Raw genomic sequence first — 25359 nt, 5'->3', positions numbered from 1 at the left:
GTTCACCTTGAGAGTTCGTCGTCGGGAAACGAAAAAAGCCGCGGCGAACCACGGCTTTCAACGCGACAAGTGGTCTGTTTCGAATGCTTACTCGGTTTGGTCAGAGGTGTCGTCGGCAGTGTCTGCCGCGTCTTTCGCGGCCTTCCTATCCAGCGCTGCCTGCAAGGCCAGCGTTGCCTGCGGTGAGGCCGGTGTCGTGGCAACGACCGCCATTGCATGAGCAACGCCGGTCGTCGACTTGTCCTTGGCCGCGGCGGAAGTGGCGGCTCCGTGTCCCTGCGAGCCGGCCCCGGCCGAGTTTCCGCCGTTACCGTTGCTGCCGCCATTGCCGTTGCCATTGCCATTGCCGCCGGGAGCAGCGAGTACCGGAGATGCGACAAGGGTGAGAGCGGCTACAGTCGCGAATAGACAGGTGCGCGTTTTCATAGTTCCTCCTTCGAGTCGCCCTCCCGCCAGGATGGGTTTCAGATGAAAAACGTCAGGACTTTCGAATCCGAAAGTCGGCTGTTACCTAGCTTTGTTCAAATACAGTATTCTACAAGACGGACCTTGGTCCGAAATCGATGCGCAAAAGTCCTGGATTTTATCGACAGCGTACTTCGGACGACCGCAGCGGCGGGATTTTTGCTGCCGGCAGATCCGGCGCCGCTACAGCGCAGTGTGCGTCGGCTGACATCAGGCTAGGGTCGAGGAAACCTAGCTGCTCGGCCATCGGTGAGATCATTCAAGGCGATTGAGGAACATTCCACATTTCGTGAAGTTGGGAGCGCAGGCGCGCTTTTGAGGTGCCAAAATGTTTGATGCCGGCGGGCTTTTGGGAGGAAGCCATGATCCGCGTCACGCCTGCATTTCGTGTTTCGCGCCGCCGCGCGTTGCAGTTTGGCCTGGGAGCAACGCTCGCTTCGGCCACCGGCCTTGCCCCGGTTTCCCGGGCCTATGCGCAGGATGAGGTCAAAGACGAAGACATTTTTTCCGGTTCGCCCTCAATCTCGAATATATGGAAGCCGAATATTACCTGCGCGGCACAACCGGAAAGGGATCGAAGACTCGGATGCCGGTCCGAAGGCCGGCGCTGTCGTTGGCGGCAAACAGGTCAGCTTTGACACGCCTGCAATCGGCGAGTTCATGCGCCCATGGCATCCAAAAAGCTAGTGAGTTCAATTGGCTCGCCCGAAAAGAGTCGAACTCCTGATCCCCAGATTCTGGTCTGAGAGTCGAGATCTAGGCGGTTCGAACGTGTCCCCTACTCCGTCAACGCTCCGGCTTCCCACCGCCAAGGCACATCATGGTTTAGGAGCTTGGCTTAGACGCTCGAAGTGAAGTACCCAGCCCATACCTTATTCCATTCTGGAGTTTCCACGTTGATCGTAGCGGTCAAGGCCGCCGAGAATCCGAGATGGTCAATACCAGCGAAATGATGCAGGTTCTTCTGGACCACGTGGCAAGCAGGCCGCTGAGCAGACGTAGCTTCCTGGTTTCAGCATATGGACCCTCTTTGTAATACGAATTGAAAATTGCGCCCTCATGTTTCAGAACAGGTCGGTAGACCCGCGAGGATGGTTTCGAATCCTGCGGGTCGCTCACGGTCCTCAAGGCGAGAATTCTAAGAGACGTTCAACAATGACCCAGCACGCAGAAAACGCTCGAATTCTCATGTACAGCCACGACACGTTCGGGCTCGGCCATTTGCAGCGCTGCCGGACTATCGCGCATTCGCTGGTCGAGGATTTCCGCGGACTTCAGGTGCTTATCATTTCGGGTGCGACTATCGCTGGCGCCTTCGACTACCGCGCCCGTGTCGACTTCGTGAAGATCCCCAGCGTCATCAAGCTGCGCAACGGCGAATACACCTCGCTGGAAAAGGACATCGATCTGCATGAGACGCTAAGGATGCGCCAGTCGATCATCCGCCATACAGCTGAGACCTTCCGGCCGGATATCTTCATCGTCGACAAGGAACCGCTCGGCCTGCGCGGTGAGATTGAGGACACGCTGTCCTACCTCAAGACGCGGGGCACCACGCTGGTGCTTGGCCTGCGCGAGGTGATGGATGCGCCGCATCTGCTCGAAGCAGAGTGGGCACGCAGAGACGTGATGCGCAAGATAGGCGTCTTCTACGACAAGGTCTGGGCCTATGGTCCGCCGGATTTCTACGATCCGTTGACCGGCTTGGATGTGCCCCCGGCTGTCAGGGCAAAGATGAGGTTCGTCGGTTTCCTGCAACGGAGCCTGCAGCGGAACGAGTTGCCCGGCCACCGGCCCGAGGGCGATTATATCCTCATTACTACCGGTGGCGGCGGTGACGGCGCCGATCTGATCCACGACGTCATTGATGCCTATCAGCAGGATCCGCAATTGCAGCATAGAGCCCTGATCGTGCTTGGGCCTTACATGCCGGCGCGCAAGCGCAACAAGCTGCTCAAGAAGGGGTCCAAGATCCCCTACATCAAGATCATCGAGTTCGACAACCGCATGGAAGACCTGATTGCCGGCGCCAAGGCGGTAGTGGCGATGGGCGGCTACAACACCTATTGCGAGATACTGTCTTTCGACAAGCCGGCGCTGATCGTGCCGCGCGTCGAGCCCCGCCAGGAACAACTGATCCGCGCACGGCGCGCAGCCGAACTCGGCCTCATCGAGATGCTTTTGCCGGAAGAAGCCGAGGATTCCCGGCGGTTTGCTGATGCATTGAAGGTGCTGCCGGACCGGCCCCGCCCATCGCAGAGCAATCCGCATCTGACGCTGGAGGGGCTGCCTCATATTTCCGAAATCGTCGCGGAACTGCTCGACCGGCGGGCCGGCCATCACCTTTCGGTCATTGAAGGAATGACCTGAGTTGCAACATCGCAAGATCGTCGTGGTTCTGAAGGGTTATCCGCGGCTGTCCGAAACCTTCATCGCGCAGGAACTGCTCGGTCTTGAGCGTGCGGGGTTCGACCTGATACTCGTCGCGCTCAGGCGGCCGACCGACGAAAAACGCCACCCCGTGCATGACGAGATCAAAGCGCCCGTCCATTATCTGCCGGAATATCTGCATGAAGAGCCGCTGCGCGTGCTTCGCTCGCTGTTTGCCTGTCTGCTGCGTCCGGGCTTCTGGCGCGCGCTCGGATCGCTGGCTGCCGATATGCCCCGCGACTTTACGCGCAATCGCGCGCGCCGCTTCGGGCAAGCGCTCGTGCTGGCGGCCGAATGGCCGGAAAACGCGGGCTGGCTGCATGCACATTTCGCGCACACGCCTGCATCGGTGACGCGCTATGCCAGCCAGCTTCGTGGCCTGCCCTGGACCTGCTCGGCCCATGCCAAGGACATCTGGACTTCGGCGGACTGGGATCTGGCCGGCAAGCTTTCCTCGGCGCGCTGGACGGTCACTTGCACGAAAACCGGCTTCGATCGTCTGAAAAAACTCGCTAACGGCAACTCGTCTGTGCATCTGAGCTATCATGGGCTCGACCTTGATCGCTTCGGCAGTTTCGGCGAGGCGCGAAAGCAGCATGACGGCTCGGCTCCGGACGAACCGGTTGTCGTTCTGAGTGTCGGGCGCGCCGTTGAAAAGAAAGGTTACGATACGTTGCTGGAGGCCCTTGCCCTGTTGCCCGGCGATTTGGCGTGGCGTTTCGAGCATATCGGCGGCGGCGAAGAACTGGAACGGTTCAAGGCGCTGGCGCAAAAGCTCGGCCTGGATGGTCGCGTCTCTTGGAAAGGCGCGCTTGCGCAGGAGGAGGTGCTTGAGCGCTACCGCCGCGCCGACATCTTCGCCCTGGCCTGCAGGATCACCGCAAATGGCGACCGCGACGGTCTGCCGAACGTTCTGGTGGAGGCGGCTAGCCAGCGGCTTGCCTGCGTGTCGACCGATATTTCCGGCGTGCCGGAGCTTTTATCGCCGGATGAAACCGGGTTGCTGGTTCCGACGGAAAACCCGATTGCCCTGGCACAGGCGCTGGAGCGCCTGATCCGTGATCCCGTGCTCCGCGACCGCCTCGGCGACGCCGCAGAGCGGCGCGTGCGCGGCAATTTCGATCATATGGCAAGCATTGGACAGCTCAAGGAACTGTTCGAGCGGGAGTGGCGGGCCGCCGAATGAAGCGGCTGCGCGCTTTCTTCTATGTCCAGCACCTGCTCGGCATCGGCCATCTCGCGCGCGCCAGCCGCATTGCGGCGGCTCTGGTCGATGACGGGTTTGACGTTACCGTCGTGACCGGCGGAGCGCCGATCGCCGGGTTTCCGGGACTGGGTGTACAATCTGTAACCCTGCCACCTGTCACCTCCGGTGATGAAGGATTTTCGGGACTTGTCGACCTGCAAGGCAACCCGATCGACGATGATTTCAAGAAATGGCGTTCAGAGATGCTGCTGCAGGCATTCCGGGATTGCAGGCCTGATATCGTCATTGTCGAGGCGTTTCCATTTGGACGCCGGCAGATGCGTTTCGAACTCTTGCCGCTGATCGAGGCCATCGACGCGACGTCGCCCAGACCGCTGCTGGCGACGTCCGTCCGTGATATCCTCCAGGAGCGCGTCAAGCTGGGCCGAAACGAGGAAACGGTCGATCTCATCAACAGGCATTTCGATCTTGTTATGGTCCATGGCGATCCGGCTTTCGCAACCATCGACAAGACATTTCCACTGGCTGGGGCGATCAGGGCCGAGGTCACCTACACGGGGCTCGTTGCCGCGCCGCCATCGCCCGCGGCCTCCGAGCGCTTCGACGTTCTGGTGTCGGTTGGCGGCGGGGCTGCCGGAAAGAGCCTTGTCAGATCCACCATCGCAGCGGCGCGGAATGCCAACAACGCTTGGAAATGGTGTTTGATCACCGGCCCAAACCTGCCGAAAGACGAGTTTGACGCGATCGCACGCGATGCCACGCCGGGCCTGTCCATCTTCCGGTTCCGCGAGGATTTCGCCAGCCTGCTGACCGGCGCCCGCCTGTCAGTCTCGCAGGCGGGTTACAACACGGTCTGCGATGTCCTGCGCGCGGGTTGTCGCTCCCTGCTCGTCCCATTTGCAGCCGGCGGGGAAACCGAACAGACGGTTCGCGCCCTGATGCTCGAAGAACTCGGTCTTGCAACGGTGCTGATGGAAAAGGATCTGACGCCTGAAGGTTTGGCGCAAGCGATCGAACAAGCGCTTGTGGAACCGACGCCATCCGCGCATCGTCTCGATCTGGAAGGCGCGCGTCGCTCCGCGCAAATCCTGCGCGAGCGGCATCGAACATGGTCCCTAAATGTGGGGCCCGGTTTCGGAAAAGTTCATGATTGAACAGACGATAGATCCTAGAGCGGTTCATCGTTTCACGCAGAACCGCTCTGTCTCTTTGTTTTGACGCAATTCCGGACGGAAAGCCGTTTCCACACTTTCCTGCAAATGCTCTAACGCGCGTCGCGTCTGGTGAGATTCGTGCGACGCGCTTCAAGTCCTGTTTTATGCGTGTCGTTGTCCCAAAACCGCTACGCGCTTTTGGGCGAAATGCATTAAACAGTTCCAATCAGCATGAAGCGCGTATAATTTTTTGTCGGCAGTTCGCCGGAGAACCGCACCTCCCGTAGCGCCGCCATTTCCTCGAAGGCTGCAAGCGAAGCCACGCAGTTGATGTGCGTCGGCTCGCTGAAATAATCGTTCGATTGCAGCAGTACATTCGTGCCCGGCGGAAGCAGAGCAAGCCAGGCGCGCAGATCGGCTATGTGTTCGCAGCTCGTATTGACTATCAGATCGGGCCGCCCGGCCGCATAGTCGAGTGCGTACATATCTGCCGTCAGCGCCCGGAACCGGTCGCCGGCTTCCCGGTTGAGGGTCCGGGCGACCGGCGCGACTTCGGGGTCGATGTCGATGCTATCGACCGCCGCGATGTCGAAGCGGGCGTCGTTGAAAAGCATTGCCGGCAATACGCCGTACCATCCACCCAGAACCCATATGCGCCCGAAGCGGCCGCCGCCGCTTTCGAACAGCCTGTCGAGCGCCCACATCTTGCAGGCGACCTGCTTGTGGTTGAAGGCGTTGGCGATATCGGCCTTCGGATGCTTAGCGACGACGCGCGCCAGCCCTGCCACGAGAGGGCAGTTGACATAAGCAGCAATTCCCCGCGTGAGGTCCAAGGCTTGCTCGTGCCAGTCCATGGCATTGCGTGGTTGCGTGACATCCATCATAATTCGTCTTGTATGTTGGGATTTTGGGCGACACAACGCAATCTTGCCTCCCGCAAGACTGTTTGATTCCGCGGACGTGATCATGCTGCAAGCCGCTTGGCTATTGCCCGGTGCCGGAGAGAGCCTGTTGCATCTGTCCGGATCATCGGCGTCCATCCGCCAGCACCAGCCGCGCAGCTGCGGCCTCGTGCTGCTCGGCTGTTCGCCAAAGCCCTACGAAAGCCGCGGACCGTTTGGCCAGCTGCTTTCTTCGCCAATCAACAATGCCCATGTCGTTGCCATCGACCATGCGCCGGAACTGGATCGCGCCGCCTCGCAGGTTCCTTGCATCGTTGAGCGCAGGACAATGTCCGTGCACAGCAGCTTCGAGCTTGTCGTTGGCGATGAAGAAATTGCCGATACGCCATTCGCCAGCAGGTGCTTTTACATCCTGCATCCTTCCAACTGAAGGGTCCACAGTCGCATATGGAAGCCAGCCTAGCCCGCTATATCTGGACGCACACCAAGAAGCAGCAGCTCTGGATATTGATGATCGTCGTGCTTTCGATGATCCCGTATTTCATGTCCTTCGACCTGCCGAAGCTGATCGTCAACGGACCGATCCAAGGTCGCGGCTTCGAGCAACCGGGCGCGACCCAGCCATTCATGAGGCTACACTATAACCTGCCGTTCATTGGAGAGGTCCAGTTCTTCTCCGGTTTTCAGCTCGACCGCGAGGAGACCCTGTTTGCCCTGAGCCTTGTGTTCCTCTTGCTAGTCGTCATCAACGGCCTGTTCAAATTCTACATCAACACCTACAAGGGCCGCCTCGGCGAACGCATGCTGCGGCGTATCCGCTTCGATCTGGTCGACCGTGTGCTGCGTTTTCCGCCGGTTTACTTCAAGCGGGTGAAATCCGCCGAAGTGGCGACCATGGTGAAGGACGAGGTGGAGCCGCTGGGCGGCTTCATCGGCGACGCCTTCCTGCAGCCGGTACTGCTCGGCGGCCAAGCGCTGACGGCCATGCTGTTCATCATGATCCAGAACGTCTGGCTCGGAATGATAGCGGTCGTGATCGTGGCGATCCAGATCGTGCTCATCCCGCGAATGCGGCGGCGGCTGATCGTGCTCGGGCGCCAACGGCAGTTGACGGCGCGCGCGCTTTCGGGCCGGGTTGGCGAAATCGTCGACGGCATCGGCGCGGTTCACGTCCACGATACATCAAACTACGAGCGCGCCGACATAGCTGCCCGGCTCGGGCTCATCTTCAAGATCCGCTTCGATCTTTACCAATGGAAATTCATGGTGAAGTTCCTCAACAATTTTCTCGCGCAGCTCACGCCCTTTCTGTTCTACATGATCGGCGGGTATCTGGTCCTCCAGGGGCGGCTGGACGTCGGCCAGCTCGTGGCCGTGATCGGCGCCTACAAGGACCTGCCCGGACCGATGAAGGAACTGATCGACTGGGATCAGGATCGGCAGGATGTCCAGGTCAAATATCAACAGGTCGTTGAACAGTTCACCGTCGAAGGTCTCATCGCGCCGAAAATCGGGGCATTGACGATCGACGATCCCGATCCGATGACCAAGCCGCTGTCGGCTATCAATCTGTCCATAGCAGACGATGGCGGTGCAATGCTCCTCAACCGTATCTCCCTCCAGGTCAAGCCGGGTGAGGCGGTGGCACTGGTCAGTACCGCAACAGGTGGAGCGGAGGCGCTTGCAGAAGCCTTCGCGCGGCTGAACTGGCCGGACAGCGGAAGGGTCGCTTCGGGCACCGACGACCTGCTTGAACTCCCCGAAGCAATAACCGGCCGGCGCATGTCGTATGCCTCGTCGGATGTTTTCCTGTTCCAGGCAAGCCTCCGCGACAACCTGCTCTACGGGTTGAAGCATGCGCCGCTGACATCGGTGCCTTATGACGGTGCTGCGGCAGATCAGCACCGCTGGAACATTCACGAGGCGCGCCGGTCGGGCAATCCGGATCTTGATATCCACAGCGACTGGATCAACTATGCTTCCGCTGGCGCTACCGGCCCGCACGACCTCTTTGAAGCCGTGCGCCGGGTGCTCGACGCGGTTGTTCTGTCGCGTGACATTCTGGATCTCGGCTTGCGCTCTTCGGCCGACCTCACGCGTCACACGGAGCTTGCCAGGCGGATCGTCGAACTGCGTGCGGCGCTGCGGACCCGGCTGGAACAAGAGGGGCTGAGCGGACTGGTGGTTCCTTTCGAACCGGGCGCCTACAACAAGGAAGCAACGATCGGCCAAAACCTGCTCTTCGGCGCTGCCGCCGGCCCCGAACTGGCCGACAGGGCCCTGGCGGCCAATCCCTATTTTGCTTCCGTGCTGAGGCAAGCCGGCCTCGACCGCACGCTCTACGAAATGGGCTTGGAGATCGCCAAACAGGCGATCGAGCTGTTTGCCGACCTGCCGCCCGATCACCAGTTCTTCCAGCAGCTCGCCTTCATGAGCGCGGAGGAGATACCCGCCTACGAAACCTTGCTGCAACGGCTCAAGAACCGTCCCTACGAGGCGGTTTCGGAGAACGATCGCGCCATGATCGTCACCTTGAGCTTTGCCTACATCGAGCCCCGGCACCGCTTCGGCCTGCTGAGCGACGAGCTGATGAGCAAGATCGTCGCTGCACGCAACCGGTTCTATGAAGACCTGCCGCCCGAGCTGCACAATGCGGTCGAACGGTATGATCCTGCCAAATACATTGCCGCGGCCACCGTCATGGATAATGTCTTGTTCGGGCGTGTGGGCAACAATCATCCCGACGCGCCCGACCGCATACGCTCCATCGTCTATGACATTCTTGACGAACTGGGGCTTTATGGCGAACTTCTGGATGTCGGCCTGGACTTCAACGTCGGCTCCGGCGGCAGGCGGCTGACCGGCGGACAGCGACAGAAGCTCGATGTTGCCCGGGCCTTGCTCAAGCGTCCCGATTTTCTCATTCTCAACCGGCCGCTGTCGGCGCTCGACCAGCGCATGCAGGATAAGGTGCTGCGAAATGTGCTCGAGGAAGCCAGGCGCGACGGCCATTCGCCGGCAATTGTGTGGGTCGTGACGAATCCGGCAATGGCGATGATGTTCGATCGCGTTATCGTCTTCGACTCGGGTCAATTGGCGGAAGACGGAACACACGAGACACTTTTGGCAGGGAACAGTATCTTCAAGGAACTGTTGTCATAGAGCAACGGACATTCAGATGGGATCATTCTGCCGGTGCACGACATCGGGCTCGCCACCTTTCGCGTGGTTTGTCTCGCCATCCCGGAAAGAGAATTGATTCCATCTGGGCGTGCTCTAGTCTGGCAAACGCGAATTTTGGAAGGTTTGCGACAATGCTGCTCAAGGATGAAGTTGGAATGCTGCAACGCGTTCCCTTGTTCTCTGCCATCGAGCCGACAAAGCTCAAGCTGCTTGCGTTCACATCCGATCGTGTGAGCTACAGCGCCGGCCAGATCCTTTTCCGGCAGGGCGACGAGGGAGACGCCGCCTATGTCATCCTTTCAGGCAGAGCGGATATTCTTGTCGATTCCGACAGCGGACCGATAAAAGTTGCAGAACTGGAGCCAAATTCGATCGTTGGCGAGATCGCCATATTGTGCAACAGCTCCCGCACTGCCACCGTCAGAGCGGCAAGTCCGCTGGAAGCCCTGAGAATCCGCAAGGATCATTTCCTGAGACTTATGAGGGAGTTCCCGGAAATGACCATCGAGATATTGCGGGTTCTTGCCGATCGCCTAAGCCATACGACCGCGGATCTGATCGACGCACGAAGCGCCAAATAACGAAGGACGTGCGCTCGATCCTCGCCGTCGTGACGGCACTGTCCTCTCGCTGAGAAGATCACCCGGAGAAAGCCTGTCTCGCCTAGCGGCAGTTGTTTAGATATGATGGGCGAAGGGGTAGCATGGACGACAACGTTTTCCTGGTCAGGTTTTGGGGTGTCCGCGGCAGCATTTCGGTATCAGGGCCAGAGTTCTCTCGCTATGGTGGCAACTCAATCTGCGTCGAGATGCGATGCGGTAAGCATACGCTTCTGTTCGACGCAGGCTCTGGCCTAAGGCCAGCCGGCGCGGCGCTTCAGGCGTTGGGCGTGACCGATTTCGACCTGCTTTTCACCCATTGCCATTACGATCACATCATCGGGCTGCCGTCTTTTGCGCCGATCTATGACCAGGGCGCCCAGGTTACGCTTTGGTCCGGGCATCTTGCAGGACACATGACGACCCGGCAGATGGTCGATGAGTTCATGCGGCCGCCGTGGTTTCCGGTGAAACTGGAGGCCTGCAAGGCAAGCCTCGACTATCGCGATTTTGTATCCGGAGACGTGCTTCGCCCGCGCGAAGGGGTGGTGGTCCGAACCGGCAGTCTTATGCATCCGGGCGGCTGCATAGGCTACCGGGTCGAATGGGGTGGCGGCGTCGTGGCGGTGATCACAGACACTGAGCATGAGCCGGACAAACTCGATCAGGCGGTGCTCGGCCTGATCGAAGATGCCGACCTCGTCATCTACGATTGCACCTACACCGAGGAGGAAATGGAACGCCGCCGCGGTTACGGGCACTCGACGTGGCAACAGGGCGTCAAACTCTGTGAGGCGGCCGGTGCGCGGAGGCTTGCGCTGTTTCACCACGATCCGACACGCACCGACAAGGAACTGGACAAGATCCAGAAACTGGCCAAGGACAGGTTTACCGGCGCTTTTGCCGCGCGGGATGGCCAGACGCTCAACATTCCGGTCTCATTGCGCAAAAAGCACTGAGCTATTTTCCTCTATCTCTTTGTTTTGACGCAATTCCGGACGGAAACCGTTCACACTTTTCCTGGAATTGTTCTACCGGCGCTGCGCCCGATCAATGTCCTGATCGGAAGCCATGCGCAGGCTTCAGTCTGTGCGGTGACTGTGAACAGCCGTTCGAGGAAGAGCCAGGCCGATTCATCATGTACGAGATGGTGGGTGAGCAGGCCCACCGGTTCGCCCCCATCGAATGCATGCTGCAATTGCGCGATGATAGCCTGAACCAATAGGCCATGATCGCGGCAGCCGCGCGTGCCATGCCAATCCATGATGTCGACATTGCTGTTGATGACCGCAAGTGACGCCGGCCTTGGCGGTCCATAGACCGACAATGCCGAAAATCCTATCGATCCAAGGTCGGATACCAAGCCGGCGTCGATCCTGTTCCAGGGTGGCACCAGCATCGGAACGGCACGTGCGCCGTGCAGGCCGGTTACTTGCGCCAGCCCGCGAGCCAGATCATCGAGCACCGCGTCGCGTGGTCGATGCGCGCCGAGCTCCTGCTTCTTCTGGCCCTCGGGCGCATGATTTCGGTGCGCCCAGCCATGGATGGCGACCGTGGCATGCGGCGCCTCGTCAAGCCGAACGACAAGCTTCTCGTCAGTCAGGGCGGGAATGACGGCCAGAGTCACCGGAACCGCGAATTCACCGGTGAGGTCGAGCAACCGATCAAGCGCAGGCGTCGGATCCACGGCGTCATCGTCGCGCAGCCAGAACTCTGCCTTACGGTCCGCCCGTTGCCGGCTCGCCAGTTCCTCCACCAAGGGTTGCCAGATTTGATCGGATGTCATGAGACCGGGATCTTCGCAAGAAGTTCGGCCAGACGCGCCGCTGCAGCACCGAGAGAACGTTCTTCGAGGATGAAACGTCTGGCTTCTGCGGCCATGATGGATCTTTCGTCGTTACGGGCCAGAAGCCTTTCAATGGCAGAAGCGAACGCCGCCACATCGTCCGGCGGCGTGAGAAACCCGGCCTGGCCATCCCGGACGACCTCCGGCACGCCGGCGACGTCCTGAGCCACAACCGGAAGGCCGGCGGCCTGTGCTTCAAGATAGGCAACGCCATAGGCCTCGCCGAAACCCGGCCAGACGTAAATTCCCCCACTGTAGAGGACATCCGGCACGGCGGCTGGCTCGATTGCGCCAAGCCATTCGATACGCTCGGCGGGCAAGCCGGCGAATTGCGCTTTGATCTCCTCGCGGGCAGGTCCGTCCCCGACGACCGACATGGTCCAGGGCAGGTGACCGATCGAACCGAGCGCCTGCGCCAGCATGCGATAGCTTTCGACTTTGTCGCCCGGGCGCATCATGGCGACGGTAACGAGGCGCGTCGGACAACCGCGTGCCGGCGTTTCCCGGAATAGCGATGTGTCGATGAAGGGCGAAAGCATGCCGAAAGCGGCGTCGGGCACCGCATCTGCCAGTCCCTGACGATCCCTTTGCGTGAAGCAGATGTTCAGCACCGCCTGTTCGACGGCTCGCGCCACCAACGCTTGCGTATCGGCCCACAAACCGGTGTTGCGCCGCCTCGAATAGGAGGCTTCCGCTGTCACATAGGGAACACCAAAGGCCAACGCCAGTTCGGGCCCGATCAGGTCGGGCGCCTTGTAATAAGGATGATAGGTGAACCACAAATCGGGCTTGCCGTCACGATCCCAAAGCCTTGCCAGCCGCGCGGCTTCCTCCCGGGCCTTGATCTTGAGCGCATCGAAACTTTTCGAATCCGGTTCGCGTAGATAGAAGCGCAATTCGGATGCCAGTTCGACGCTATGCCCTCCATGCTCCAGCGCCTTGACCAGCATCCGTGCCATCTGGCGGTCGCCGGAGGCAACGGGATGATTGGGCGACTTTAGCGGCGCATAGAAGGCAATTCGCATCGCCGGACCCTATCATCGGAAAGCCTGCGCAAGTCAATTTCGAAGCATGATGACTTCACCCTCAAGCACTGGAATGTGCTATCTGATGCTCATGGAAACAGCTGCCGCGTCCGATCCGTTTGTTGCTTCTCTGCCGGTCTTCGCAAAGTTCGAGAGCGTTGCCGATATCGATAACTATCGGCCTCTCCCCGATGGCTGGGCGCTGGCCACCGCAGACATCGTCGGCTCGACCAAGGCGATCGAGGCGGGGCGCTATAAAACCGTCAATATGGCCGGTGCCAGCGTCATTTCGGCGCTGCTCAATGCGCTGGGTAGGCAAGATCTTCCCTTTGTCTTCGGCGGCGACGGCGCGCTCGTGGCGTTTCCCGGCTCGGCGCTGGAGATCACCCGCAACGCGCTGGCGGCTGTCCAGAGATGGGTGGCGGACGAACTGGATCTGACCTTGCGTGCCGCAATCGTGCCGATAAAGGATATAAGAGCGCAAGGCCTCGACGTTCGCGTGGCGAGGTTCCAGGCCTCCGATGCGGTCTTCTATGCCATGTTCGCCGGAGGTGGCGGCAGTTGGGCGGAAGCCGAGATGAAAGCGGGGCGCTACCGCATCGATCCTGCGCCGGCCGGCGCGCGGCCGGACCTGACCGGCCTCTCGTGCCGCTGGAACCCGATCGAAGCCCGGCATGGCGAAATCGTCTCGATCATAGCCATACCGGGGGCGTCGCGCGACTTGCGCGGTTTTCAGTTTCTGGTTTCCGACATCATCGCCCTTGCCGGCAGGCAGGAACGCGATGGCCACCCGGTGCCGGTGAACGGGCCGGACTACAGTTTGCTGCCCGCCGGCCTCGATATCGAGGCGCGGGCCACGGCGCCGGCAGGACGGCGGTGGCTGTCGAAGCTGTGGATAGTGTTCCTGATGACACTTACGGCTGTTACGGATAGATATGGCTGGACGATCGGCAGATTCGATCCGAAGATCTACAAACGCGAAGTGGCCAGCAATTCGGATTTCCGGAAGTTCGACGATGGCTTAAAGATGACCATCGACGTTGACGCGGATGTGTTGCAACGGATCGAGAACCGGCTGAAACAGGCGGAAGAGGCGGGCATCTGCAACTATGGCCTGCACCGCCAGAAATCGGCCTTGATGACATGCCTCGTCGCATCGCCGCTGCAGCGCGATCACGTTCATTTCATCGATGGCGCCGCCGGCGGCTATGCGATGGCTGCCGCAAGCCTTAAGGCGAAGGTGCCGGTCTGACGGCTTGCGGACATCGATTTTCCGCAATATGCCTCGGGGCTCTTGTGAGCGGTGAGCCTCACCATGGAAGCGGACGGCCTGTCCGAATTGACGGGAAGCAGATTTTTGGACGCCTCACGATCGACATATGACCGCCTTCTGAACCGGATTTCGACGCGTGCCGCGCAAGTTGGCGTGATCGGACTGGGCTATGTCGGGTTGCCGCTGGCGGTTGCGATCGCACGCGCCGGCTTCCCTGTTTGCGGCTTCGACATTGAAGCCCAAAAGGTCGAGAGCCTGAACAACGGACAATCCTACATCGAGGCGGTGACGTCGACAGCCCTTGCCGGCCAGGTGGCGAGCGGACGGTTCCGCGCCACTGCGGATTTTGCCGAACTGGCCGTCTGCGATGTCATCATCATCTGCGTTCCTACACCACTGACGAAACACCGCGAGCCGGATCTCTCCTTTGTCAGGAACACCGCAGGCACCATCGCGAAGCATCTGCGTCTCGGTCAGCTGATCGTGCTGGAATCGACCACCTATCCCGGCACCACCGACGACGTGATCAAGCCCATCCTGGAAAAAATCGGCTTGCAGTCGAGGATAGACTTCTTCCTCGGCTTCTCGCCCGAACGCGAGGATCCCGGCAACCGCAGCTTTGAAGTCGCGACGATCCCCAAGGTCGTGGCAGGTGACGGCATTGAAGCGGCGACGCTCGTGCAGGCTTTCTACCATGGCGTGGTCAAGACCGTCGTTCCGGTTTCCACCACGGCGACCGCCGAGGCGGTCAAGCTGACGGAAAACATCTTCCGCTCGGTCAACATAGCCCTCGTCAACGAGTTGAAGATCGTGCTCGGTGCGATGGGAATCGACATCTGGGAGGTGATCGAGGCGGCAAAGACCAAGCCCTTCGGCTACATGCCTTTCTATCCTGGCCCTGGACTTGGCGGGCACTGCGTTCCGATCGATCCCTTCTACCTGACGTGGAAGGCTCGCGAATACGAACTGCCGACCCGCTTCATCGAGCTGGCGGCAGAGATCAACACGGCCATGCCGCGTCATGTGGTCGATGAACTGGCGAAGGCGCTGGACCGGCGCTGCGGCAAGGCGCTCAGCCGCTCGCGCATTCTCATCATCGGGCTCGCCTATAAGAAGAATGTGCCCGACATCCGCGAAAGCCCCTCATTGCGGCTCATTGAACTCATCGAGGAATGGGGCGGCAAGGCGGAATTCCACGATCCGCATGTTACCGAAATCCCGGCCACACGGGAGCATATGGCGATCAAGGGGCGTCGCTCTGTCGAATTGACCGAGGTGGCCTTGAAGGATTTCGACGCTGTCGTCGTTGCGACCGACCACGACGCGATCGACTATCAGGCGATCGCGGATCACGCTCTACTGATCGTCGACACACGCAATATTTTTGGCCGCCTCGGGCTAGCCCGAGAGACGGTGGTGAAGGCCTGACGGCGTCCGAGCCGGCGAATTTGTGCAAGGAGATTTCGAGATAGCATGAGCACAGCGCAAGCAGAAATTTCTGCCATTCTCATGGATAAGGTTGCCGATTGGCTGACCCAATCGGCATTGGCGGGCGACGACCTGGAAACATTGGTAAGGGGCTTTTGTGAACGGCTGGCTGCTGCCGGCCTGCCGTTGAAGCGGGTGCATTTGAGCTTTTCGATGCTTCATCCGCTTTATGACGCGCTCGGCTTCACCTGGCTCCGCGGCCAGGGCCTGGAAGTGGAAGGCTTCCGCAAGGAGAACGGCGTTCATTCCGACAGATTCCTGACCAGCCCATACTACCATCTGCTCAGCCACAAGCTCGACCATCTGCGGCGCCGGCTCGACCCGTCGGTGCCGTCGGAATTTCCTGTTTTCGATGACCTCAAGCTGATGGGCGTCACCGATTACATGGCTTTCGTCCATCCCTTCAGCGGCAACACCAGTCAGGGCATGATCGGGTCTTGGTCCACCGACAGTGCTGCAGGCTTCAGCGACAGCATGATTTCGGCGCTGCTGCGCATCCAGAACCATCTCGCTATCGCAACCAAGATGGCGGTGCTCACCAAGCTTGCCGACAACATGATGACCACTTATCTCGGCGGCGACGCCGGGAGGCGCGTGCTCGACGGCCAGATCAAGCGCGGCGAGGGTGATACAATCCGGGCGGCACTGGTCATGGGCGACATGCGCGGGTCGTCAAGACTTGCCGAAACCTCCGGCCGCGAAGTCTATATCGATACGCTGAACCAGTTTTTCGACGCCGCTGCTGCACCTTTCAATCGCAAGGGCGGGCAGATCATGAGTTTCATAGGTGATGGCTTCATTGCCGTCTACCCTTGCGCAAGGCACCGTTCACAGTCCGAGATCGCCTGCCAGGCTGCTCTTGCAGCAGCGCACAAGGCCACCGCGCGCATGATGGATCTCAATCTGCGCAGAAAGCAGCAGGGATTGAGCGACATAAACTATGGTATCGGCCTGCATGTCGGCAATGTGATGTTCGGCAATGTCGGGCTTACCGACCGGCTCACATTCTCTGTCTTCGGCTCGGCTGTAAACGAGGTCCAGCGTCTCCAGACCCTGACCAAGAAATATCCGCACAGCGTTCTCGCCAGCAAAGACTTCGCCGGCTATTGCGGCGCCAACAACTGGCTGGCGCTCGGCATGGAGGAACTGGCGGGCATCAGGCAGAAGCTAACGGTGCTTTCACCCGATTTGTCGGGTGCTCTCTCGCTCGATGAAGACGGTGCGCTGGAGCCGATTTACGACCGAATATCGGACGCCGAGCAGGTCATGCTGCTTCATCGCAATGCCGCGCGGCCGTCCGCGGGCGACCCGAGGAAGCTCCAGTAACCGCCACGATCTGATCCGAACGCGTTTGGTATGCAGTCCGGTCGCCGGTTCCGCCAGGGAACTGGGGACTGTTCGAATCCAAGTTGCTCTAGGCTGGCAATGCGCTAGTCTCGCCTTCTGGACCTGCCAGAGTGGGGGCTGGTGTGAGAATGAATTTGGGCGTTGATCTGCTGCGGATCGAGGATGTTGGCATCTCTTTTGCCATTATAGGGGGACCGTTGCATGCCGTCAGGCGTGCAAATCTTCGCGTCCTGCCCGGCAAGGTTACTGCGCTTGTGGGCGAGTCCGGTTCCGGAAAATCGGTTCTTAGCCAGGCAGTGATGGGCATTTTGCCGAACACAGCCCATGTTCGCGGGCGTATCCTGTTTTCCGATCCTGAAAAGCCCGGCACGACGCAGGATATCCTGCAGATGCCGCGTGACGGACCCGAAATCCGGGCGTTGAGAGGCAGCCGCATCGGCAAAATATTTCAGGAGCCGATGACATCACTGTCGCCGCTGCATACGATCGGCAATCAGGTGAGCGAATCCCTGCAGATTCATACGCCCATGGCTTGGGTGGAGCGCAAGGCGCGGACCAAGGAAATGCTCGGACTTGTCGGCTTTCCCAACCCCAAGCGCGCCTATGACATGTATCCCTTTGAACTTTCGGGAGGATTGCGTCAACGCGCCATGATCGCCATGGCGCTTATCTGCCGGCCCGCGCTGTTGATCGCCGACGAGCCGACGACGGCGTTGGACGTCACCATCCAGGCGCAAATCCTGCAATTGCTGCGCGAGCTTCAGACGAAGCTGAACATGGCGATGCTGCTGATCACGCACGACCTTGGCGTAGTCGCCAACGTCGCCGACGAGGTGGTGGTCATGTACCATGGCGAGATCATGGAAGCGGGACCTGTGGAGGCGATATTCCGCCGGCCGGGCCACCCTTACCTGAAGGGCCTGATGGCAGCCGTTCCGCATTTCGACCTGAAGCCCGGCGAAAGGCTAAAGGCGCTCCGCGAGGTGCCGGTGAATGTCGGGAACCTGCTCGGCAAGCAGACGGCGCCGGCATCGAAGGGGCCGGACGACATCCTGCTGTCGGTCAGGGATCTGACAAAGACCTTCACGATCCGCAAGTCCGGATGGTTCGGCGGAGATCATCAAACCTCTGTTCGCGCCGTGGACGGCGTGAGCTTTGATATCAGGCGGGGTGAGTGCCTGGGTCTTGTCGGCGAAAGCGGCTCCGGCAAAACCACCGTCAGCAAGATCCTCATGCGGGCTGTCACCCCTACCGGCGGCTCTGTGATCTTCAATGGCCGCGATGGTCCGATCGACGTCTTGGAAGCCGAGGGAGACGCCCTGCGCATGCTGCGCGCGAAAATCCAGATGGTATTCCAGGATCCGGTTTCGTCGCTTTCACCCCGCATGACGGTGGAGAACATTTTGAGCGAGCCGCTGGAAATCCATCGACGTGGCAATGCCGCGTCCCGACTCGCCACGGTCAAGAGCCTGATGCAGGCAATCGGGCTCGACCCGCGCTTCATAAAGCGTTATCCGCATAGTTTCTCCGGCGGGCAGCGTCAGCGTATCGGCATCGCGCGCGCGTTGGCGCTGGGGCCTGAACTCCTGATCTGCGACGAGCCGGTTTCGGCACTCGATGTCTCTGTCCAGGCGCAGATCCTGAACCTTCTGAAGGACCTGCAGAAGGAACTGGGCCTGACCTACCTGTTCATATCCCACAACCTCGCGGTGGTGGACTACATGGCAGACCGTATCGCGGTGATGTGCGGCGGGCGTATCGTCGAGCTCGCGCCGCGCGAAATTCTGCTTAGGAAACCGGTCCACCCCTACACGCGCTCATTGGTCGCCGCAGTACCTTTCCCCGATCTCGACAGGCCGATGGATTTCAAGACGCTGAAACTCAGCGGCGCTTCCGACACCAGCGCATGGGGACCGCAATTCCGCGACGAGGGCGACGAGGATATGCTGTCGCCGCTCGATCTTGGCGGCGGCCACCTCGTGCTGGCCCGACGTTCGGCCGATTTCAGCGAGCTACGCCATTGATCAGCCGGCGCACCGTCCTTGGACTCATGGCTTCGGCATTTCTGCCGGGCACGTTGCGCGCCGGCGATCTGGAGCCGGAATTTCTTGAGCCGCAGCTGAAGGCCAGAGCGCTGCCGGCACTCGCCGAACGCCTGCCCAAGCGCCCTCGCGCGTTGAATCTCGCCGCGATGGGCCGGCAGCCCGGCCAATATGGCGGCACGCTGCGCACGATCATCGGCAGCCAGAAAGACATCCGGATGATGACAATCTACGGGTACGCTCGCCTGGTCGGCTATGACGAAAAGCTTAACCTGCAAGCCGACATTCTCGAAAGTTTCGATGTAGCGGATGATCGTGTCTTCACTTTCAAGATACGAGAAGGACATAAATGGTCTGACGGTAGCCTGCTGACGTCGGAGGATTTTCGCTATTGCTGGGAAGATGTCTGGCTGAACGATGAGCTTTCGCAAGGCGGGCTCGCCCCGGCCCTGCTGGCGGACGGCAAGCCGCCACGCTTCGAGATCGTCGATCCGTTGACGGTCCGCTATAGTTGGGATGCGCCCAATCCCGACTTCCTGCCCAAGCTCGCCGCTGCTTCGCCCCTATCGCTTGTTCTGCCGGCCGCCTATCTCAAGCAGTTCCACAAGAAATACCAAGATCCATTCCGGCTCGCCGGCCTAATGAAGGAGAACCGGGCCCAGAAATGGACTCTCTTGCATATCCGCATGTCGCGGCAGTATCGCCCGGAGAACCCGGAACTGCCGACGCTCGATCCCTGGCAGAACCGGACCAAGCCGCCGGCTGAGCAGTTCGTCTTCGAGCGGAACCCGTTCTTTCATCGAATAGACGAGAATGGCCGGCAACTGCCTTATGTCGACCGGATTGTCATGAATGTCAGCTCGTCGGCGATCATTTCCGCCAAGACCGGTGCGGGCGAGAGCGACCTGCAAGGCATGGGAATTGACTTCACCGATTACTCCTTCCTGAAGGATGCGGAGAAGCGCTACCCAGTGAAGATGCATCTCTGGAAACGCACACAAGGTTCGCGGCTGGCGCTGCTGCCCAATCTGAATTGTGCCGACCAGGTGTGGCGTGGCCTTTTTCGTGACGTGCGCGTGCGCCGCGCACTTTCGCTCGCTGTGGACAGGCGCGAGATCAATTTGGCTGTGTTCTACGGATTGGCGCAGGAAAGTGCCGATACGGTCCTGCCGGAGAGCCCGCTCTACCGGCCGGAATTCGCGAAAGCCTGGGTCGCCCATGATCCCGACCAGGCCAATGCCCTGCTCGACGAGGTCGGGCTTCAGGCGCGTGACGATGACGGCCTGCGGATACTCCCCGACGGACGCCCGGCGCAGCTCGTAGTGGAAACGGCCGGCGAAAGCACGCTGGAAACCGACGCGCTCGAGCTCATCACCGATCACTGGCGCAAGATCGGCATCGCCCTGTTCATCCGGACTTCGCAGCGCGACATCTTCCGCAGCCGCGCGCTTGGTGGCCAGATCATGATGTCGATGTGGTCGGGCATCGACAATGGCGTGCCGACCGCCGACATGAACCCCTACCAACTCGCCCCCACCGTCGATGACCAGCTGCAATGGCCGCTCTGGGGTGCTCACTACTTGTCCCGTGGCAAGGTCGGCGAAGCGCCCGATCTTCCGCCCGTGGTCGAGTTGATGGCTTTACTCAAGCGCTGGAACGCATCGACCGAAGCCACGGAGCGCGCCGAGATCTGGAATTCAATGCTGTCGATCTATACCGATCAGGTGTTTTCGATCGGCACGGTAAACGGAACGCATCAGCCGATTCTGGCATCCTCGCGGCTGCGCAATCTGCCTGACAAGGCGCTCTACGGCTACGACCCGACCGCCTATTTCGGTGTCTATATGCCGGATACATTCTGGCTTGGAGAGTCCTGAGCGTGCTTCGATATTTTGTCTGGCGCATCGCCGTGATGGTTCCAACGCTGCTGGTCATATCGGCACTGGTGTTCACGATCATCGAACTTCCCCCAGGCGACTATTTCGACAGCTATGTTGCCGAGCTTCGGGCTCAGGGCGAAGCGGTGGATTCCGATCGCATCGAGATGATGCGCAAGGAATATGGTTTCGACAAGCCACCGGTCATTCGCTACTTCTACTGGGTCGGCGGGATGCTGCACGGCGATTTCGGCTATTCCTTCGAATATGAGCTGCCGGTTCGCGACGTCGTCGGGGACCGAATGTGGCTGACGGTGCTGGTTTCCTTCGTCACGATCATCTTTACCTGGCTCATCGCCTTTCCGATCGGCATGTACTCCGCCACGCATCAATACAGCTGGGGCGACTACGGCCTGACTTTCTTCGGCCTTCTCGGCCTTGCGATTCCGAACTTCATGCTGGCGCTGATCCTGATGTATTTCGCCAACATCTGGTTCGGCACGTCTATCGGCCATCTCATGGACCAGCAATATCTCGGCGAGGCGATGAGCTGGGCCAAGGCGAAGTCGATCCTCGCCCATCTCTGGATTCCGGTCTTGATCATCGGCACCGGGGGCACGGCAAGCATGATCCGGCGGCTGCGCGCCAATCTGCTCGATGAGCTACATAAGCAATATGTCGTGACCGCGCGCGCCAAAGGCCTTCATCCCTTCAGGGCGCTGGTCAAATATCCGCTGCGCATGGCGCTCAATTTCTTCATTTCAGATATCGGCTCTATCCTGCCGGCCATCATCTCCGGCGCCGAAATCACGGCAATCGTGCTGTCTTTGGAGACGACCGGGCCGATGCTGATCAAGGCGCTGCAAAGCCAGGACATGTATCTGGCAGGGTCGTTCCTGATGTTCCTCGCCTTCCTGACGGTCATCGGCGTCCTGATTTCCGACTTGGCGCTGGCGCTACTTGATCCGCGAATTCGTTTGCAAGGCGGCAGCACCAAATGAATACGCAATCGCCGCTGCCCGCTCCGGGCGCCCCGCTGCAACACTACGTTTCCATCGCGCCCTTTGACCTGGAGTCGGTCGAGGCGATGACGCCGGAGCAGTCGAAGGTCTTTCAGGCGTCGCAGCTGCGGCTGATGTGGTGGAAATTCCGTCGGCACAGGCTTGCCCTTGTATCCGGCATATTCCTGGCAGCGCTTTATTTCGGGATACTGATCTGCGAATTCCTGGCGCCCTACGATCTGCACACGCGCAACATGGACTACATCTATTCGCCGCCGCAGCGGGTGCACCTGTTCCACAACGGCCAGTTCGTCGGGCCGTTCGTCTATGGCCGCCAGATGACGCTGGATATGGACACGCTCAAGCGGAACTACATCGAGAAACAGGATGATGTTCAGCGGATCCGTTTCTTCTGCAAGGGCGACAGTTACCGGTTCTGGGGCCTTATCGAAGGTGACAGGCATTTTGTCTGCCCCGCCGAAAACGGCCAGCTCTTTCTGGCCGGCACTGACAGGCTGGGGCGCGATGTGCTCTCGCGCATCATCTATGGCGCACGCATTTCACTGACAATCGGCCTCGTCGGCATCAGTTTCAGCTTCCTGCTCGGCATTGTCATTGGCGGACTGGCCGGCTATCACGGCGGTATCTTCGACCTGATCGTCCAACGGATAATCGAAGTTCTGCAATCGATCCCCAGCATTCCGCTATGGCTGGCTCTGGCGGCGATCATGCCGATAACCTGGAGTCCGATCCTGATCTATTTCGGCATCACCGTCATCCTCGGGCTGCTCGACTGGACCGGACTGGCGCGGGCCGTGCGTTCAAAGCTTCTAGCCTTGCGCGAGGAGGATTATGTTCTGGCCGCGCAATTGATGGGCGCCAGAAGCAGCCGCATCATCGGGCGGCATCTCATTCCCGGCTTCATGTCGCATCTGATCGCGACGGCGACGATCTCCATACCCGGCATGATCCTGGGCGAGACGGCGCTGAGCTTCCTCGGGCTCGGCCTGAGGGCGCCGATAACCAGCTGGGGCATCCTGCTCACCGAGGCGCGCAGCGTCAGCGTGATCGCGTTCTATCCATGGCTGCTTTTGCCGATGCTTCCCGTCGTTCTCGTCATCTTGGCGTTCAACTTCCTCGGCGACGGGTTGCGGGACGCCGCGGACCCCTACAAGTGACAGCGCTATTCCGCCGCGCGCAGTGCCGCCGACTCCACCCGGTATGATCCTTGTCGGCAACTGTTCGCTTGTTGCAGTGTTCATCGTCCGCGTCTACACGCGGCAAGACTCGATCGGGGTTTAACACGTCGGCCTCGGGTTTCAGCCGCGAAACGCTCTGGTCGGGGGCAGTTGATTTCGTGAACTGGTTCTGGACATACAATCGCACATGAGTCGCCTTGACAGTTTCATCCGGAGGATGACCGCACAGCGCGACATACTTGATCATGTCTGCGCCGAGGTGGCGAAGATGGAGGGGCCCGTGCTCGAGCTCGGCCTCGGCAATGGCCGGACGTTCCACCATCTGCGCGAGCGCCTGCCCGGACGCCGGATCGTAGCGTTCGACCGCGCACTTGCCGCACACGCCAGCTCAATTCCCGAAGCTGAAAACCTCGTGCTCGGCGAAATACGCGAGACGGCGAGCAGGTTCATTGGCATCGACGCCGCTCTTGTTCATGCCGACATCGGCACCGGCTATGAAGATCGCGATGCAGTGACCTCTACCTGGCTTCCCGATCTGACCGCGCGCCTGCTTCGCGTCGGCGGCATCGCGGTCAGCGGCACGCCGCTCGATCACCCGCAGTTGCAACGCCTCCCGCCGCCACCTTCGGTTCCCGCCGATCGTTATTTTATCTGTAGGCGCGTGTGAGGGGCCGGGACGAGCCAAATCTTCAGGGGCCAAGCCTTCAGGGGATCGTGTATACTGCTATCTCCCGGTCAATGCCGCGCAGCGAGACCTCGTGGGGCACGGGCGTCAGCGCGTTCCTGTGCAAGAGATCGGCGGTGAGATTGTCGTCGACCACCGCTCGAGTGGCGAAGATCGCCTGTGCGTTGGCAAGGTTCTGGACCCGCGAAGCAATGTTGACCGTCTGGCCGAAATAGTCCTGTCGCTCATTCATAGACACGGCGATGCAGGGGCCGGCATGGACTCCGATCTTGAGCAGCAGATCCTCGCGCCCGCTCTTGTCGTTGAGCGTACGCATGGCATCGCGCATCCTGAGGGCTGCAGCTATCGCACGATCAGGCGTCGCGAAGGTCGCCATCACCGCATCACCGATCGTCTTCACCACCGCGCCTGCCTCCGCCGTGACGATCTCGTGCAGAACCTGGAAATGCTCGCGCACGAGATCGAAGGCTGAAAGGTCGCCCACCCGCTCGTAAAGCTCGGTCGATCCGCGCAGGTCGGTGAACAGGAACGTCAGGCTGGTGATCTTCAGGCGCTGGTTGATGTCGAGTGTATCCGTGCGATAGAGATCGCGGAACGTCTGGTTGGTGAGCAGGCGCTTGGCGGTCAGGAAGGGCCGGCGTTTTCCCAGGAAATCATGCAATGCCTGGCCGGCGATGAAGACCGTCGGCAGCACGCGGGTGTCAGTCCGGTTTTCCAGCGAAATGCGCAACGGGCCGGGCTGCATCTCCAGCGTCTGGTTCTGGACATGGTCGCGGTCGAAGGCCAAAGAGAGGCTCCGGCGCTCCTTTGTTGGTTCGCCCTTCCCGTCGATGAACTGCGCTGAATGGGTGACCGGCTCGAAGACGATGATGAATTCGGACGGAAGCTGTATGGGCAGAACCGCCTTTTCACCGGGCGCAAGCTCGATATCCTCCAGCGAGAACGCTTCCAGCTTTTTCGCGAAATCCTCTTCCGGCAGATCGACGCCGGACGCCCAGTAGATTTGGCGGAAATATTCCGCCACCGGCAGTTCGTGTGGATTGTGGGCGGCAATCCTGCGCACGCGGGGACTGACGGTGAATGTCACCTCGACCATCTCGTCGAGGGTCGGTGAATAGCCCTCGGAGCACAGCGCGCAGGTGTATTCGTCCTTTTGCAGGGTTTTCAGCGTGGCGTTGGTGTCGAGCACGCCGCCGCAGCCGGGGCACAGAACATTCCAGGAAATGTCGAAGATGCCCACCCGCGCCGCATGGAGAAAGGCGCTTATTGCGCGCTCCTCGTCGAGGCCATGCTTGCTGGCGAAGGCTGGCGCATTGATGCGGCAAAGTTCGCGGTCCTCGCCCTCCGCGATGGTTCGCTTGATCGCGTCGATCGCCTGCGGATCGACATCGGCCGATTGTCGCAGAAGTGAGAACAGATCCTGAGCTTCGTTCATCGTGCAGGCTCCGGAAAATGCACCCCGAGGCGTTTTGACCGGACCGGTCTTTGGTCCGAGTGCTCCATCTTACTTCGAAACGGACCGTACGGCCATTCGAATGGATAGCCTGGTGACCGTTCAATTTCCATTCGGCGGATTTTAACCGGCCGCAAGCAGCACTATGATGGTCCATGGCGCATTCATCTTTGGGATTTTCTC

The 25359-nt window shown here is 60.2% G+C and carries 20 protein-coding genes and 1 pseudogene; 16 read left to right on the top strand and 5 right to left on the bottom strand.

The window, feature by feature from the left end; genetic code table 11:
* Positions 1–87: 87 nt before the first annotated feature.
* Positions 88–426 (bottom strand): hypothetical protein, encoded by a 339-nt coding sequence (locus tag NKJ91_RS21470; protein ID WP_352457172.1) that lies wholly within the window; start codon positions 424–426, stop codon positions 88–90.
* A 401-nt stretch (positions 427–827) separates the two neighbouring features.
* On the opposite strand from NKJ91_RS21470, the pseudogene NKJ91_RS21465 reads away from it, so the two are divergent.
* The 4 genes and pseudogenes from NKJ91_RS21465 to NKJ91_RS21450 form a co-directional block, all read left to right on the top strand.
* Positions 828–1131, top strand: a pseudogene (locus tag NKJ91_RS21465) (ferritin-like domain-containing protein); the annotation flags it as partial.
* A gap of 489 nt (positions 1132–1620) precedes the next feature.
* Positions 1621–2835, top strand: a complete 1215-nt coding sequence (locus NKJ91_RS21460; protein WP_352457171.1) for a glycosyltransferase family protein — start codon at positions 1621–1623, stop codon at positions 2833–2835.
* A gap of 1 nt (position 2836) precedes the next feature.
* The gene (locus tag NKJ91_RS21455; protein WP_023675952.1) at positions 2837–4081 is read left to right on the top strand and encodes a glycosyltransferase; all 1245 of its coding nucleotides are present in this window, start codon (positions 2837–2839) and stop codon (positions 4079–4081) included.
* Positions 4078–5256, top strand: coding sequence for a glycosyltransferase family protein (locus NKJ91_RS21450; protein ID WP_023675953.1), 1179 nt, complete (start codon positions 4078–4080; stop codon positions 5254–5256). Before NKJ91_RS21455 ends, NKJ91_RS21450 begins: the two co-directional genes overlap by 4 nt.
* 212 nt (positions 5257–5468) lie before the next feature.
* Here the strand turns inward: NKJ91_RS21450 and NKJ91_RS21445 are convergent, their stop codons facing one another.
* On the bottom strand, positions 5469–6137 hold the full coding sequence (locus NKJ91_RS21445) for a class I SAM-dependent methyltransferase (protein ID WP_156937317.1): 669 nt from the start codon (positions 6135–6137) through the stop codon (positions 5469–5471).
* Between the two features lie 85 nt (positions 6138–6222).
* Between NKJ91_RS21445 and NKJ91_RS21440 the strand changes: the two genes are divergently transcribed.
* The 4 genes from NKJ91_RS21440 to NKJ91_RS21425 all read left to right on the top strand — a co-directional run bounded on the left by NKJ91_RS21440 (position 6223) and on the right by NKJ91_RS21425 (position 10899).
* The gene (locus NKJ91_RS21440; protein ID WP_352457170.1) at positions 6223–6588 is read left to right on the top strand and encodes a hypothetical protein; all 366 of its coding nucleotides are present in this window, start codon (positions 6223–6225) and stop codon (positions 6586–6588) included.
* Between the two features lie 17 nt (positions 6589–6605).
* Positions 6606–9320, top strand: coding sequence for an ABC transporter transmembrane domain-containing protein (locus NKJ91_RS21435; RefSeq protein WP_352457169.1), 2715 nt, complete (start codon positions 6606–6608; stop codon positions 9318–9320).
* Positions 9321–9472: 152 nt separating this feature from the next.
* The gene (locus NKJ91_RS21430) at positions 9473–9922 is read left to right on the top strand and encodes a cyclic nucleotide-binding domain-containing protein (RefSeq protein ID WP_023675957.1); all 450 of its coding nucleotides are present in this window, start codon (positions 9473–9475) and stop codon (positions 9920–9922) included.
* Positions 9923–10044: 122 nt separating this feature from the next.
* Entirely contained in the window at positions 10045–10899 is an 855-nt protein-coding gene (locus NKJ91_RS21425; RefSeq protein WP_352457168.1) for an MBL fold metallo-hydrolase, read from the top strand.
* A 50-nt stretch (positions 10900–10949) separates the two neighbouring features.
* Here NKJ91_RS21425 and NKJ91_RS21420 read toward each other — a convergent pair whose 3' ends face one another.
* Positions 10950–11726, bottom strand: coding sequence for a polysaccharide deacetylase family protein (locus NKJ91_RS21420; RefSeq protein WP_352457167.1), 777 nt, complete (start codon positions 11724–11726; stop codon positions 10950–10952).
* Complete coding sequence (locus NKJ91_RS21415; protein WP_352457166.1) at positions 11723–12811, bottom strand: glycosyltransferase family 4 protein; 1089 nt, start codon at positions 12809–12811, stop codon at positions 11723–11725. Before NKJ91_RS21415 ends, NKJ91_RS21420 begins: the two co-directional genes overlap by 4 nt.
* A 73-nt stretch (positions 12812–12884) precedes the next feature.
* Between NKJ91_RS21415 and NKJ91_RS21410 the strand changes: the two genes are divergently transcribed.
* The 8 genes from NKJ91_RS21410 to NKJ91_RS21375 all read left to right on the top strand — a co-directional run bounded on the left by NKJ91_RS21410 (position 12885) and on the right by NKJ91_RS21375 (position 23705).
* Positions 12885–14063, top strand: coding sequence for a DUF3095 domain-containing protein (locus NKJ91_RS21410; RefSeq protein ID WP_352457190.1), 1179 nt, complete (start codon positions 12885–12887; stop codon positions 14061–14063).
* Between the two features lie 105 nt (positions 14064–14168).
* A complete protein-coding gene (locus NKJ91_RS21405) occupies positions 14169–15512 on the top strand; it encodes a nucleotide sugar dehydrogenase (RefSeq protein ID WP_352450255.1) in 1344 nt (447 codons plus the stop codon).
* A 45-nt stretch (positions 15513–15557) separates the two neighbouring features.
* Entirely contained in the window at positions 15558–16898 is a 1341-nt protein-coding gene (locus NKJ91_RS21400; protein WP_023675963.1) for an adenylate/guanylate cyclase domain-containing protein, read from the top strand.
* A gap of 149 nt (positions 16899–17047) precedes the next feature.
* The gene (locus NKJ91_RS21395) at positions 17048–18943 is read left to right on the top strand and encodes an ABC transporter ATP-binding protein (protein WP_352457165.1); all 1896 of its coding nucleotides are present in this window, start codon (positions 17048–17050) and stop codon (positions 18941–18943) included.
* Positions 18940–20838: an ABC transporter substrate-binding protein gene (locus NKJ91_RS21390; protein ID WP_023675965.1), complete on the top strand. Its 1899-nt coding sequence runs from the start codon at positions 18940–18942 to the stop codon at positions 20836–20838. Before NKJ91_RS21395 ends, NKJ91_RS21390 begins: the two co-directional genes overlap by 4 nt.
* Positions 20839–20840: 2 nt before the next feature.
* Positions 20841–21839, top strand: a complete 999-nt coding sequence (locus NKJ91_RS21385; RefSeq protein WP_352457164.1) for an ABC transporter permease — start codon at positions 20841–20843, stop codon at positions 21837–21839.
* Positions 21836–23017: an ABC transporter permease gene (locus NKJ91_RS21380; protein ID WP_352457163.1), complete on the top strand. Its 1182-nt coding sequence runs from the start codon at positions 21836–21838 to the stop codon at positions 23015–23017. The genes NKJ91_RS21385 and NKJ91_RS21380 overlap by 4 nt, the downstream gene beginning before the upstream one ends.
* 208 nt (positions 23018–23225) lie before the next feature.
* Positions 23226–23705, top strand: a complete 480-nt coding sequence (locus NKJ91_RS21375; protein WP_352457162.1) for a class I SAM-dependent methyltransferase — start codon at positions 23226–23228, stop codon at positions 23703–23705.
* A 37-nt stretch (positions 23706–23742) separates the two neighbouring features.
* Here NKJ91_RS21375 and NKJ91_RS21370 read toward each other — a convergent pair whose 3' ends face one another.
* Entirely contained in the window at positions 23743–25158 is a 1416-nt protein-coding gene (locus NKJ91_RS21370; RefSeq protein WP_352457161.1) for an adenylate/guanylate cyclase domain-containing protein, read from the bottom strand.
* Positions 25159–25359 lie beyond the last annotated feature (201 nt).

It is taken from the genome of Mesorhizobium sp. M0040 (genome assembly GCF_040323505.1).
Taxonomy (GTDB): Bacteria; Pseudomonadota; Alphaproteobacteria; order Rhizobiales; family Rhizobiaceae; genus Mesorhizobium.
This window is presented reverse-complemented; position numbering and strand designations above follow the sequence as displayed.